General features: G+C 75.6%; 13 protein-coding genes and 1 pseudogene. 8 read left to right on the forward strand and 6 right to left on the reverse strand.

Annotated elements, in window-relative coordinates; translation table 11 throughout:
* The first annotated feature begins 29 nt into the window (after nt 1-29).
* The 3 genes from KIT14_19970 to KIT14_19980 all read left to right on the forward strand — a co-directional run bounded on the left by KIT14_19970 (nt 30) and on the right by KIT14_19980 (nt 2102).
* Nucleotides 30-311: a hypothetical protein gene (locus tag KIT14_19970; GenBank protein MCW5892797.1), complete on the forward strand. Its 282-nt coding sequence runs from the start codon at nt 30-32 to the stop codon at nt 309-311.
* A gap of 94 nt (nt 312-405) precedes the next feature.
* Nucleotides 406-1626, forward strand: coding sequence for an adenylate/guanylate cyclase domain-containing protein (locus KIT14_19975; protein ID MCW5892798.1), 1221 nt, complete (start codon nt 406-408; stop codon nt 1624-1626).
* Nucleotides 1627-1700: 74 nt separating this feature from the next.
* Nucleotides 1701-2102 (forward strand): cytochrome c, encoded by a 402-nt coding sequence (locus KIT14_19980; GenBank protein MCW5892799.1) that lies wholly within the window; start codon nt 1701-1703, stop codon nt 2100-2102.
* Here the strand turns inward: KIT14_19980 and KIT14_19985 are convergent.
* The 5 genes from KIT14_19985 to KIT14_20005 form a co-directional block, all read right to left on the reverse strand.
* On the reverse strand, nt 2091-2252 hold the full coding sequence (locus KIT14_19985; GenBank protein ID MCW5892800.1) for a hypothetical protein: 162 nt from the start codon (nt 2250-2252) through the stop codon (nt 2091-2093). The two genes, KIT14_19980 and KIT14_19985, sit on opposite strands and share 12 nt — an antisense overlap.
* A gap of 254 nt (nt 2253-2506) precedes the next feature.
* Nucleotides 2507-2869: a hypothetical protein gene (locus tag KIT14_19990; GenBank protein ID MCW5892801.1), complete on the reverse strand. Its 363-nt coding sequence runs from the start codon at nt 2867-2869 to the stop codon at nt 2507-2509.
* 5 nt (nt 2870-2874) lie between these two features.
* Nucleotides 2875-4356 carry a wax ester/triacylglycerol synthase family O-acyltransferase gene (locus KIT14_19995; GenBank protein ID MCW5892802.1) on the reverse strand — a complete coding sequence of 494 codons (1482 nt, stop codon included), beginning with the start codon at nt 4354-4356 and terminating at the stop codon, nt 2875-2877.
* Complete coding sequence (locus KIT14_20000) at nt 4356-4562, reverse strand: dodecin domain-containing protein (GenBank protein MCW5892803.1); 207 nt, start codon at nt 4560-4562, stop codon at nt 4356-4358. The genes KIT14_19995 and KIT14_20000 overlap by 1 nt, the downstream gene beginning before the upstream one ends.
* Nucleotides 4563-4580: 18 nt before the next feature.
* Complete coding sequence (locus tag KIT14_20005) at nt 4581-4781, reverse strand: dodecin domain-containing protein (GenBank protein MCW5892804.1); 201 nt, start codon at nt 4779-4781, stop codon at nt 4581-4583.
* A 68-nt stretch (nt 4782-4849) separates the two neighbouring features.
* On the opposite strand from KIT14_20005, the pseudogene KIT14_20010 reads away from it, so the two are divergent.
* From KIT14_20010 to KIT14_20025, 4 genes and pseudogenes are all read left to right on the forward strand, one after another.
* Nucleotides 4850-5542 (forward strand): annotated as a pseudogene (locus KIT14_20010) (ABC transporter permease).
* Nucleotides 5543-6074: 532 nt separating this feature from the next.
* Nucleotides 6075-7409: an ABC transporter permease gene (locus KIT14_20015; GenBank protein MCW5892805.1), complete on the forward strand. Its 1335-nt coding sequence runs from the start codon at nt 6075-6077 to the stop codon at nt 7407-7409.
* Nucleotides 7410-7481: 72 nt separating this feature from the next.
* On the forward strand, nt 7482-8915 hold the full coding sequence (locus tag KIT14_20020; protein ID MCW5892806.1) for a hypothetical protein: 1434 nt from the start codon (nt 7482-7484) through the stop codon (nt 8913-8915).
* Nucleotides 8916-8961: 46 nt separating this feature from the next.
* On the forward strand, nt 8962-9603 hold the full coding sequence (locus KIT14_20025; GenBank protein ID MCW5892807.1) for a nitroreductase family protein: 642 nt from the start codon (nt 8962-8964) through the stop codon (nt 9601-9603).
* A 61-nt stretch (nt 9604-9664) separates the two neighbouring features.
* On the opposite strand, the gene KIT14_20030 is transcribed toward KIT14_20025, so the two are convergent.
* The gene (locus KIT14_20030) at nt 9665-10453 is read right to left on the reverse strand and encodes an outer membrane lipoprotein-sorting protein (protein ID MCW5892808.1); all 789 of its coding nucleotides are present in this window, start codon (nt 10451-10453) and stop codon (nt 9665-9667) included.
* A 94-nt stretch (nt 10454-10547) separates the two neighbouring features.
* On the opposite strand from KIT14_20030, the gene KIT14_20035 reads away from it, so the two are divergent.
* Nucleotides 10548-11495, forward strand: coding sequence for an alpha/beta hydrolase (locus KIT14_20035; protein ID MCW5892809.1), 948 nt, complete (start codon nt 10548-10550; stop codon nt 11493-11495).
* Nucleotides 11496-11522 lie beyond the last annotated feature (27 nt).

Below are 11522 nucleotides of genomic sequence, written 5' to 3' on the forward strand. Positions count from 1 at the left end.
CGCTCCCCGTGCAGAAGGACGGGTCACCCGTGACGGTCACGATCGAGCTGCGGGCCGCCGACGCGGACGGCGACGTCGCCACCGTGTCCACGGCGCTCGACGTCGATCAGGGTGATCCCCGGTGGCAGACCTGGCTCGTCGATGCGATCGCGGGCCAGGCCAAGGAAGGAGCCCGGCGTCTGCGCGACGAGATGCTCGCCCAGCCGGGCCGCGCGGTCGGGGGCTTCGTGCCCCTCGCCGCCGTCACTCCCATCAGCACCTCCGGCGCCCGGCGCCTCGCCGCCGACTCGCCGGGCCATTCGGGGTCCTAGCCGCTGCCGGCCGCGCCGGGTGCTGCGGCACCCGGCGCGGCTCAGAGGCCGCCGCTTGCCCGGCGCGTGCGCGCGGCCCACTGTCGCCTCGCCGATGCCCGAGCCGTCCCTCGACGCCCTCGCCCGCTGGCTGTCGCGTCAGGCGCTCGACGCGACGCCGGCCGAGCGCCTCGTGATCCACCTCGCCGAGACGCTGGTCGCGCTCGGCCTGCCGCTCTGGCGGCTGCACGTCGGCACCAGCGCCCTCCATCCCCAGGTCGAGTCGACCGGCGTCACCTGGACACGCGGCAGCGCGGTGCAGCTCGAAACGTACGGGCACGGCTCGTTCGCCGCCATCGCGCAGACGAGCCCCTTCCACGACGCGGTGGTGGCGGCGCAGCGCCAGGCGCGCGCCGGCGCGGCCGGCACGACGCTGCCGCGCACGCGCTACCGCCTCGAGCGCGGTGAGGGGCTGCGCTTTCCCCTGCTGGCGGGGTTTCGCGAAGCCGGCGGAACCGACTACCTCTGCTTCGTCGCCGTCTTCGGCACCGCGGGCCACGTCGATCCGCATCTCTCCGGCACCGCCGTCAGCTTCACCTCCGACCGCCCGGGCGGCTTCGCCGAGGCCGACGTCGAACGGCTCGCCGACCTGATACCGTCCTTCGCCGCGGCCCTGCGGATCGCAGCCCACGCGGACACCACGCGCAGCCTCCTCGACGTCTACCTCGGACGCGACGTCGGCCGGCGCGTGCTGAGCGGCGAGATCCGCCGCGGCTCGGTCGAGACGATCGCCGCGGCGATCGTCGTCGGCGATCTGCGCGGCTTCACGGCGCTGGCCGACGCCACGCCCGGCGCCGAGCTGGTCGCGATGCTCGACGACCACCTCGACGCGCTCGTCGGCGCCATCGAGGACCGCGGCGGCCAGGTGCTGAAGTTCCTCGGCGACGGACTCCTCGCCACGTTCTCGACCCACGGACCGGCGCAGGATTGCGCCGCGGCCCTCGACGCCGGGCTCGACGCCCTCTCCCGCATCGACGCGCTCGCCGCCGCGCGCCGCCGCGACGGCCGTCCCGCCGCCGCCCTCGACCTCGCGCTGCACGCCGGCGACGTCCTCTACGGCAACGTCGGCTCCGAGCGCCGGCTCGACTTCACCGTCGTCGGCCCGGCCGTCAACGAGGCGGCGCGGCTCGAGCTCCTGTGCGCGCCCCTGGCCGTGCCGCTCGTCGCCAGCCGCCGCTTCGTCGAGCAGCTCGGAACCCCGGCGCGCTTCCGCAGCCTGGGCACGCACGCGCTGCGCGGCGTGCGGCATGCGGCCGAGGTCTTCACCGTCGTCTGACACGCCGGCCCTCGGGCGCCCGCGGCCCGCCCGTCCGTGGAAACGCGCCACGACGGTTGCTATGGACCGCCGCCATGCATGCCTCCCTGTGGATCGCGGCGATCGCCGTCGCATTGCTCGCCACCAACGTCCGGGCGAACGATCCGGAGCAGATCGAGCGCGGACGCTATCTCGCCAACGACGTCGCCAAGTGCGTCGAGTGCCACACGCCGCGCGACGGCAACGGCAACCTCGAGCGCAGCCAGCTCTTCCGCGGCGCGCCCATTCCGGTCGGCACCCCGCCCTTCCTGGCGACGAGCGACTGGGCCCTGCGCGCGCCGCAGATCTCGGGCGGCGCGGTCAACACCATCATCGTGCCGATCCTGACCACCGGCCGGCGCACGACGGGCGAGGTACCGCGGCGACCGATGCCGACGTTCCACATGAGCCAGGAAGACGCGGAGGCCGTGGCCGCGTACCTGCGCTCACTCCCCTGAGCGGTGGCGGCCGGCGACGGCCGGCGGCAGGAACGCCTCCAGGCCGCCGCCGGCCAGCACGGCACAGAGCCGGCGGAGCTGGCGCTCGGCCACGCGCTGCTGCCGCGCGAGCCGCGCGACGGCGGGCCAGGCCCAGGGCCGCGCCGCCACCGCGGCCGCGGCCCGCAGCGACGCAGCGCGCCGGTCGCCTCGTCGACCGCGCCGTCCAGCGACGGCACGCCGTCCTCGGGCCCGTCGAGCACGACGCGCAGGCCGACGAACGGCACGCCGCGCCGCTGCGCCTCGGCCGCGATCGCGGCGCTCCTCCATCTCGACCGCCACCGCGCCCGTGGCGGCGAGCCGCGCCTTGGCGACGGCGCCGCCGACCACCACGTGCCCCGAGGCGATCGGCACCGCGGGTAACGTCATGCCGCGCGCCGCCGCCCAGGCGACGGCCCGGCGGCGTCGGCCGGCAGGCGGGCCGCCACCGCGCCTGCCGCGTCCACCGCCAGAACCTCGCCCGCGGCGAGCGCGTCGCCCGCCGCGAGCGGCGCGACCAGCGCCCCCGCACAGCCGACCGAGACGAGGGCCTGCGCCGCCGGCGCCGCGGCGGCCGCCGCCGCGGCGCGCGCCGGGCCGATGCCGATCTGGAGGACGAGACAGGTCGTGGCGTCGCCGAGGTGTCCCTGCCACGCGAGTGCGGCGCGCGCCGGCTCGACGCCGCCCAGGGCATCGCACATCGCCCGCGCCTCCCAATCGAGGGCGGCGAACGCGACCAGGTCGGGCACGGCGCTCAGGCCACCCGGCTCGACGAGCCGCCTGGACGGCGCTGCCGCTCGGGCCGCACCGGCGCCTGGCGCTCGACGCGCTCGACGCCGGCGAGCGTGCGCAGCTCCTCGAAGCTCGTCTGGAGGTGCTCGACGATGCGCTCGCCGTCGCGCAGCAGGGCCGGATCGAACGAGGCGCAGATCGTGATCGTGTCGGCGTAGCTGAGGATCGCGAAGGCGAGGCCGACGCCCTGGGCCAGCGGCACCATCGCGACCATCGCGTCGAGCCGCTTGCCCTGGGTGTAGAGCGACACCGGCGGCCCGGGGACGTTGGTGCAGACGGTGTTCACCGGCGAATGCACCAGCTGGAGCCAGCCGAGCTGCGTCTGGAGCGGCACCGGCAGCCACGCCAGCGCCGCCAGCAGCCGCTCGTTGCGCACCGACTCGCCGGCGCGCTTCAGCTGGTCGGTCGCCGCCCGCACCTGGCGGAAGCGCTCGTGCGCATCGAAGATGCCGACCGGGAGCGGCGCGACCATCATCGACACGCGGTTGCCGAGGCGCAGATGCTCCGACGCCGTCCGCACGTTCACCGGACACATCGCGCGCAGCTCGACGCGGTCGGGCACGAGGCCGCGCTCCTCGAGATAGCGGCGCAGGGCCGCCGCGATCGTCGTCAGCACGACGTCGTTCATCGTGCCGCCGAGGCGGTTCTTGATGCCCTTGGTCTCGTTCAGCGAGAAGGTCGCCCACTCGATGCGTCGCAGGATGCTGACGTGGCCGTTGAACGGCGTCTCGGGAACGGGCGCGAGCGCCAGCTCGGCGAGCTGCCAGGCGGTGGTGCCGAGCTCCTGTGCGGCCGCGACCAGGTCGGCGGGCCGACGCGCCAGCTCGGCGACGCTGGTCGCGAGCGCCGCGCCCGCGCTCGCGCCGTCCTGGAGCGCCCGCCACACCTGCCGCGCCGGCGTCGCCGGCGGCGGCGGCTCCGCCACCGCGGGCGGCGGCGGATAGGGCGTCGGGCTGGGCGTCGGATCGAACAGCACGCCGAGCAGCTGCACGCCGCTGACGCCGTCGATCATGCAGTGATGGACCTTCGCGAAGATGGCGCTGCGCTCGCCGCGGTAGCCGTCGATGAGATGCAGCTCCCAGAGCGGCTTGGTGCGGTCGAGCGGGGCCGCGAAGAGCCGGCTCGCGAGCCGCTTCAGCTGCTCGTCGTCGCCCGGCGCGCGCAGGGTGTGGCGCAGCACGTGGTCGCGGATGTCGAAGCGCGGCGCCGGCTCCCAGGTGGGATGCGCGAGGCCGAGCGGCACCGGCACGACGCGCTGGGTGTAGCGCGGGATGACGTGCAGCCGGCCGGCGAGGTCGTCCAGCATGCGCGCGAAGTCGAGCCCGCCCTCGACCGTGTAGAGCCCGCCGACGTGCAGCAGCTGCCCCGTGCGCTCGAGGTTCCAGAACGCGGCGTCGAGCGCCGTCATGCGGTCGCCGCCGCGCGACGGGGACGCGTCGGCCATCAGGTGCCCTCGAGGACGAAGGTCACGAGCACGGTCGCCCGGAACTCCGCGACCCGGCCGTCCTCCACCGCGGCGTTCTCCTTCAGCACCTCGATGCCGGTGATGCCGCGCAGGGTCTTGTTCGCCCGCTCGAGCGCGTTGCGGACCGCGTCCTCCCAGCTGTGGGGCGAGGCTCCGATGATCTGGGTCTGACGGGCGACGGCCATGGACTCCTCCGAACGCGGCTAGTCGAGCAGAAAGATGAGGCGCATCTCGACGCGGTACTCGGTGATGAGCCCGCGCTCGACCTTGACGCGCTTGCCGGTGACCTCGAGGCCGGTGATGTTGCGCAGCGTGCGCGCCGCGCGCGCCACGCCTTCCTCGACCGCCTCCCGGAACCCGTCCGGCGACGAGGCGATGATCTCCGTCACGCGCGCGACCGCCACGTCGGTCGGGCTACCATCGCGCTCCGCGCTGGCGCAAGCCGGCGCCGACCTGCCATGACTCCGGCCGGATGGCCCTGCTCCTCCTGGCCCGCCGCCAGCTCGCCCGGCACGCCGCCCGCACGGCGCTGACGGTCGCCGGCGTCGCCTGCGGCGTCGCGCTGGTGGTCGCCATCGAGGTGGTGAACGCGAGCACGCTGCGCGCCTTCACCGATGCCGTCGAGGATCTCGCCGGCACCGCCGCGCTGCAGGTGCGCGGCGCAGGGCCGTTCTCGGAAGACGTCGTCGAAACCCTGCGCGCCGTCCCCGGCGTGCGCTCGGCGGTGGCGATCATCACGACGACGTTCTTCCCGGTCGACGGCCCCGCCGCCGGCGAGGCGCTGTCGGTGTTCGCCGCCGACGTCGGCGACACCCAGGCCGTGAAGACGCTGCGCCTCGTGCAGGCGGGCGAGCGCGTCGTCGACGACCCGCTCGGCTTCCTCGTCGATCCGTCGAGCGTCGTGCTGACCGACGGCTTCGCCGCCCGCGTCGGCGCGCGGAAGGGCGACGTGCTGCGCCTGCGCACGCCGGTCGGCATCCAGCCGTTCACGGTGCGCGGCATCCTGCCGGCCGGCGGCGTCGGCCGCGCCTTCGGCGGCAACCTCGTCCTGATGGACGTGATCGGCGCGCAGACGATCCTCGGCCGCGACCGCACCATCGACCAGATCGATCTCGCGCTCGCGCCGGGTGTCGCGGTCGAGGACGCCGAGCGCGCGGTCCGCGCCGTGCTGCCGCCGGGGCTGGACGTCGAGCGCCCCGAGCGGCGCGGCGAGCAGATCGAGCGCTACCTGCGCTCGTACCGCACGCTCCTCTCCGGGGTCTCGGGGCTGGCGCTGCTGGCGGCGATCTTCGTCGTCGGCAGCACCATCGCCACCGGCGTCGCGGCGCGCCGGCGCGAGCTCGGGCTGCTGCGCTGCGTGGGCGCGGGACGGCGCGCGATCCGCCGGCTGGTGCTCGGCGAGGCGGCGCTGGTCGGCGTCGTCGGCACGGCGGTCGGCCTGCCGCTCGGGCTGCTGCTCGCCCGCGCGCTGCTCGACACGGTGGCCGAGTCGGCGGCGCTCGTCTTCAACATGGCGTTCTTCGAGAGCGCGCTCGCCGTCGAGCCGGCGGCGCTCGCGCTGGGCGTGGTCGCCGGCCTCGGCGCCGCGCTCGCCGCGGCGGTGCTGCCCGCGCGCGGGCCATGTGGTGTCGCCGCTCGCCGCGGCGCGCGCCGACGCTGCCGTGCCGACCGATCGGCGCTGGCCGGCGCGCGGCGCCGTGGGCGCGACGCTGCTGCTCACCGCCCTCGCGCTCTGGGCGCAGGTGCGCTTCGACTCGGCCTGGGCCGGCAACGCCGCCGCGCTGCTCGCCGACTTCGCGCTCGTGTGCCTCTTCATGCGCCACGCCCGCCGCGTGGCGACCTGGGTGCTGGTGCCGCTGCGGCCGCTCTGCGGCGTCGCGGGGCGGCTCGCCATCGACCGCCTGGCGCAGATCCCGAACCCGCTCGCGCTCGCCGGCGGCGTGCTCGCGCTGGGGCTCGGGCTCATGCTGATGTCGGGCACGCTGGCGCGCAGCTTCGAGGAGTCGATGCTCGACTTCATCCGCCACCAGGTGCGCGCCGACCTCGTCGTCGCCTCGACGGCGAGCACCGGCTGGATCGAGTCGCCGCTGCCGGCGACGATCGGCGACGCGCTCGCCGCCGTGCCCGGCGTCGCGCGCGTCGAGCGCATCCGCCTCGCGGAGCACGTGCTCGGCGGCGAGCGCATCAGCGTCGACGCGCTCGAGGAGAGCGCCTTCGCGCCCGACCGCCGCGGCGACTTCGTGTTCGCGGCCGGCGACCCGCAGGCGGCGCTGGCGGCGGTGCGCGCGGAGCGCGGCGTGCTCGTGTCGCGCAACCTCGCACGCCGCACCGGCCTCGCGCCCGGCTCGCCGCTGGTGCTGGACACCCCCGCGGGGCGGCTCGCGACCACCGTCGTCGGCGTCGCGGTCGACTACGTCTCGCCGCGCGGCAGCGTCGTCATGGCGCGGCCGACCTACGAGCGCTGGTGGCACGACGCGACCGTCACCCGCTTCCACGTGACGCTCGCGCCCGGCGCCGACGCGGCCGCGGTGCGGCGCGCGATCGCCGAGGGACCGGGCGCCGCCCAGGGCCTCAAGGTGCTGACCCAGCGCGAGCTGTACGCCTACCATCAGGACGCGGTCCGGCGCGCGTTCCGCTTCACCACGGCGCTCGAGATCCTGCCGCTGGTGGTGGCGGCGCTCGGGCTCGCCGAGGCGCTGCTCGCGGTCGCGCTCGACCGGCGTCGCGAGCTGGCGCTGCTGCGCGCGGCCGGCGCGACGCGCGGGCAGCTGGCGCGCGGGGTGGTCGCGGAGGCCCTCGGCGTCGGCGTGCTCGGGCTCGCCGGGGGCGTCGTGATGGGCGTGGTGCTGGCGCTGCTGTGGGTGCGGGTCAACTTCACGCAGCAGCTCGGGTGGGACCTCGACCTGCACCTCGCCACCGGCCAGCTGCCGCTGGCGGCGCTGGCGGCGCTCGGGGTGAGCCTCGTCGCCGGCTTCCTGCCGGCACGTCGCATCGCCCGCCTGCCGGTGGCGGCGGCGCTGCGCGGGGAATGACGTCGGCGCCGATGCCGGACGGCACCGGCGGCGATTGACACCTCCCAGCGGCGGTCCGTAGCTCACCCCCCCATGCGCTCCCTCCTCGCCGCCGGCCTCCTCGCCGCCCTCGCCACCACCGCGGCCGCCGGGCTGGTGCCGCAGCAGCGCGGCAACGCCTGCGACGCCGCCTGGGAGATCGACGGCGTCGATCCGGCGCCTGGATCCCGCCGCCGCGCCGCCTGGATCGCGACCTGCACGGACGGCGATCCGTTCTGCGACCGCGATGCCACGACCAACGGCGTCTGCGTCGTCGCGGTGCGCGCCTGCGCGCAGCCTTCCCTGGAGGGCTGCACGGCGACGCCCGTCCGGCGGCTGCGGGTGCCGAAGGCGACGGCGGCGCGGCTGCCGGACCTCGTGCTGCCGGACCCGCGAGCCGGCGCGGCCTGCGGAGCGTGGAGCACGCTCGAGACCGTCGCCACCGAGGCCGGCGAGACCGGCGCCCTGGTCCTCGACACGCGCCGTCGTGGGCGGCGCGGCAAGAGCCGCGTGGTGATGCGCTGTCGCCCGGCCGGCGACCGTCCGCTGCCCTGTCCGCAGCGCGCCGCCGGCAAGCCGTCGCGCGCCACGCTCACCTGGCGCGGCGCAGGCAGCGACCTCGACCTCGGACCTAGCGGCGAGGCCCACAACTTCCCCTTCCTCGAGGGACGCGGCCTCGACCTCTGCCTCGGCGCCTGCGACGGCGACGCGACCTGCCGGGTCCGAGCGATCGACGCCGAGCAGCTCTCGGCGCCGCTCCCGCTGCTCGCGAACGGCGTGCCGGTGTGCCTGAATCCGCGCCTGGCCGCGGTACCCGACGGGACGCTCGACCTCGCGCACGGCGCGCTGGCGCTGAACGTGACGCTCGCCGCGGACGTGCACGTCTTGCAGGGGCTGGGCCAGGTGTGCCCGCGCTGCAGCGGCGACGGCACCGTCGGCTCGGCGGGGCTCTGCCAGGGCGGGCCGAACCAGGGCAAGCCATGCGTGGTCGACGCGCTCACGACCGTCCCCGGCACCTTGGGAGACCCGCTCTATCAGCTCTCGCAGGACTGCCCGCCGAGCGGAGAGCCGGCCCGCACGCTCGACCTGCCGCTCGTGCTCTCGACCGGCGAGCGCCGGCTCGACGGCTCGAAGCCGTGCCCGGGCCAGACGATGGACGACTCCTGCCACGGCACGGGAACCTGCACCGTCGACTGCGCGGACACGCCCGCTCCCAAGGGCGGCATCAACCAGACCTGCTGCTCCGACAACCCGATCCTACCCTGCTTCCCCAGCGCGCCGGACGCGAGCGGCGCGCTGGCGCGCACCGGTACTCCAGCCGCCCTCGTGCCGCCGGACCCGGCCCTGCCCAGGAGCGGTGACGGCGTGCTCGCCCACGTTGGCTGTATGCCGCGCACGACCGACTCCACCGTGGACATCCTCACCGGTTTCCCCGGCCCCACCGCCTGGCTACTGCCCTTCCGCCTGACGCTGCAGGGCGCCGACTGACCCGAGGGTGGACACCCGGCCGGCGGGGATGCTTTCACCCGGCGCCATGTCCGCGATCGACGTCGCCGCCCTCGGCGAGGACGTGCCGCTCCTCGAGGGCCTCCGCACCTGTCGCGCGCTGCGGCGCCTCCGGTCCGACCCGGTGCCCCCCGCGCTGATCCGCAAGGTGTGCGAGGCCGGCACCTTCGCGCCGAGCGGCGGCAACCGCCAGCCGTGGGTCTTCGTCGCCGTCACCGACGCCGCGCGGCGGCGCTGGGTGGCCGAGCGCTACCGCCCGCTCTTCCACCAGTACATCGCGCCCGCGCTCGCGGCGGCGAAGGACGCCGCCTATCCCGAGGCGAAGCGCCGCAACATGCGGGCCGCGATCCATCTCGCCGACCATCTGCACGAGGCGCCCGTACATCTCTTCGTCGCCGGCTGGACGCGGCGTGGGGCGCCGCAGCTCCAGGCGCTGTTCCCCGCGGTGCAGAACGTCTTGCTCGCGTGTCGCGCCGTCGGCCTCGGGGCGTCGCTGACGCAGGTGCACCTCGCCGTCGGCCGCGAGGTCGACGCCTTCCTCGGGCTGCCCGAGGGCTGCCCGTCGTGCGCGTTGATCCCGATCGGGTGGCCGATCGGCCGCCATGCGCGCCCGCAGCGACGGCCGGTCGACGGCTGCCTCTTCTGGGACCGCTACACGCCGCCGGCGTGAGGGCTCGGCAGCGCGTGCACGCCGCGCGGAGGTCGACGGCGTCGGCTGCCGACCGGCGCGCTCAGCCGCGGTCGAGGTTGCCGACGGTGAACATGCTCTCGCTGACGCCCTCGTCGTACTTGACGTCGGTGATCTTGAAGACGGTGCGGGTGTCGGCGGGCAGGTTCGAGACCTCGGATTCGACGGCCATGTCGTAGCTGCCGAAGCGCTGGTAGCGCTTCGGCACCACGCGCTTCACGACCTTATCGGCGTCCTCGTAGACGTCCATGCGCCACAGGTAGAGGTCGTCGGTGCCGAACCAGAGCCGGTACTTGGTGTAGGCGAACTCCTCGTTCTTCGGCACGAGCTCGACCACGTGGCAGACCTTGCCGTCGACGGTCTCCTCGCCGGCCAGCGTCGCGGTGGCCTCGTCGTCGTTCCACTGCTGGATGCGGACCATGAGCTCGAGGTCGCGATACGACAGGTCGGCGCCGAAGAAGTTCTCGTCGCGCTGGCCCTCGGCGATGCGGCGGGTGCGGCGGGTGGTCGGCGCCCACAGCCACTGCTGATCGCGCTCGCCGCGCGGCGAGAGGTGGAGGAAGCGCGTGCCCTTCACGTCGGCCGGGGCGGTGAAGGAGATGAAGGTGCGGTGCTCGCCGCGCGGATCGGTCTGCTCGGTGATCTCCATCTCGCGCGTGCGCACCATCGAGCCCTTGTCGTAGGTGTCCATGGCGGCGCGCGCCTTGCGGTCCTTCCAGGTGGAGAAGCCGTGCTGCTGCTCGGCCTGGGTGAGGACCTCACGCCCGGTGAGCGCGACGGCCTGGGTGGTGACGAGAGCGACGGCGGTGACGGCGAGCGCGAGGGTGTGCACGGCGCGGGACTAGCACCGGCGGGCGCAGGGCACCAAACGGACGCGCCCTGCGGCGCCTCGCCCTGCCGCGAGCGCTTCGCTACCAACGGCCGCCATGCCGATCGAGCCCCGCCTCCGTCCCCTCCTCGCCGTCGCCCGCATGACCGATCGCCACGACCCGTCGGTGCCGATGTCGGTCCGCCGCCGCCGGCTGGCCGCGCGTGCGGCGGGACTGGGCGGCGTGGTCATGCGCCGCGGGCCCGCGCCGGCCCACGTCGTGCACCATCAGGTGCCGGTGGCCGGCGGCGCCGTCACGGTGCGCGTCTACGTCCCGCACGGCGTCGGCCCCCATCCCCTCTACGTCTTCCTGCACGGCGGCGGCTGGTGCGTCGGCACGCTCGACGAGCGCGATCCGCGCTGCCGCGCGGTGTCGGCCGGGGCACGCTGCATCGTCGCGTCGGTCGACTACCGCCTGGCGCCCGAGAACCGGTTCCCGACGCCGCTCGAGGACTGCTGGGCGGCGCTCTGCTGGCTGGTCGACAACGCCGCCCGCCTGGGCGCCGACCCGCGGCGGGTGGCGATCGGCGGCGAGTCGGCCGGCGCGAACCTGGCGGCCGTGTGCGCGCTCCGCGCGCGCGACCGCGGCGGCCCCCGGCTCTGCCATCAGTGGCTCGACGTCCCGGCGACCGACGCCACGCTCGCGCAGGAGGGCCACCGCAACGTCGCCGACGGCTACCTCCTCGACGCCGTGCTCATCGACGAGTTCCTCGCCGAGTACCTCGGGCCGGACGGCAGCCGCACCGATCCGCGCGTGTCGCCGCTGCTGGCGGCGTCGCACGCCGCCCTGCCCCCGGCGTGGATCATGAGCGCCGAGTACGACCGCCTGCGCGGCGACGCCGCCGCCTACGCGGACGCGCTGCGCGCGGCCGGGGTGGCCGTGCGGCACACGCGGCTGGCGGGCCACGTGCACATGTCGTTCGCATTCACGCGCCTGCTGCCGTCGGCGGCGGCGTACGAGGCGGCGGCGATCGCCGCGCTGGCGGCGGCGTTCGCGCAGGAGTGACCTTGGGCGCAGGGGCACAGCCCGCGA

Source organism: bacterium (assembly GCA_026129405.1).
In the GTDB taxonomy this organism is placed as follows: domain Bacteria; phylum Desulfobacterota; class Binatia; order DP-6; family DP-6; genus JAHCID01.

What these genes read in the sequence shown, in the direction of transcription:
- KIT14_20025 (MCW5892807.1), top strand. Translation starts at nt 8,962, where the DNA reads ATGTCCGCGATCGACGTCGCCGCCCTCGGCGAGGACGTGCCGCTCCTC.
- KIT14_20000 (MCW5892803.1), bottom strand. Translation starts at nt 4,562, where the DNA reads ATGGCCGTCGCCCGTCAGACCCAGATCATCGGAGCCTCGCCCCACAGC.
- KIT14_20035 (MCW5892809.1), top strand. Translation starts at nt 10,548, where the DNA reads ATGCCGATCGAGCCCCGCCTCCGTCCCCTCCTCGCCGTCGCCCGCATG.
- KIT14_19980 (MCW5892799.1), top strand. Translation starts at nt 1,701, where the DNA reads ATGCATGCCTCCCTGTGGATCGCGGCGATCGCCGTCGCATTGCTCGCC.
- KIT14_20020 (MCW5892806.1), top strand. Translation starts at nt 7,482, where the DNA reads ATGCGCTCCCTCCTCGCCGCCGGCCTCCTCGCCGCCCTCGCCACCACC.
- KIT14_19975 (MCW5892798.1), top strand. Translation starts at nt 406, where the DNA reads ATGCCCGAGCCGTCCCTCGACGCCCTCGCCCGCTGGCTGTCGCGTCAG.
- KIT14_19995 (MCW5892802.1), bottom strand. Translation starts at nt 4,356, where the DNA reads ATGGCCGACGCGTCCCCGTCGCGCGGCGGCGACCGCATGACGGCGCTC.